The organism is Actinoplanes sp. ATCC 53533 (assembly GCF_003947245.1).
Genome location: NZ_QHHV01000476.1, coordinates 1 through 710, shown reverse-complemented (window position 1 = coordinate 710; position 710 = coordinate 1). Strand labels below are relative to the sequence as shown.

Sequence of the window (710 nt, the reverse complement as noted above, 5' to 3'; positions counted from 1 at the left end):
CCGCACTGATTGTTCGTCGAGCACGGTTGAGGCCGCGTCGGAGAACGCACTCGCATCGAGCGACGAGCGTAGTTCCCGCAGCCGGGCAATGTTGTTCGTCGCTTGGGGAATGCCGATTTCGAGCGGATCGCAGGGCTCGACAATGCAGGGTGACGGCCTCGGTGGGGTTGCCGGTTTCGGCGCGGAGGCTGCCGAGTTGGCTGATCGTGGTGGCGGCGCCGGCCCGGTTACCCAACTCCTCGCTGATGGTCAGGGATTGCTGATAGCGGCGCTCGGCCTCCGCGTAATCACCTGTCAGATACGCGAGGTTGCCGAGCTCGTGGTAGCTGGTGGCGGCGCCGGCCCGGTTACCCAACTCCTCTTTGATGGTCAGGGATTGCTGATAGCGGCGTTCGGCCTCCGCGTAATCATCCCGGTCCTGCGCGATCATGCCGAGCTGGTGGTAGCCGGAGGCTATGCCAGCCGGATTACCCAACTCCTCGTTAATGGTCAGGGATTGCTGATAGCGGCGCTCGGCCTCCACGTAATCACCTGTCAGATACGCGAGGTTGCCGAGCTCATGGTAGCCGTCGGCCATGCCAGTCCGATTATCCAACTCCTCGCTGATGGTCAGGGATTGCTGAGTAGCGGCGCTCGGCCTCCGCGTAATCACCCCGGTCCTGCGCGATCATGCCGAGCTGGTGGTAGCCGGTGGCCATACCAACCCGATT

Annotated in this window: 1 protein-coding gene; it reads right to left on the bottom strand. The window is 63.2% G+C overall.

Annotated features, from left to right (window positions below; translation table 11 throughout):
* A partial coding sequence (locus tag DMB66_RS59340) for a tetratricopeptide repeat protein (protein WP_148112949.1) occupies positions 1-577 on the bottom strand: 577 nt, incomplete at its 3' end.
* Positions 578-710: the final 133 nt, after the last annotated feature.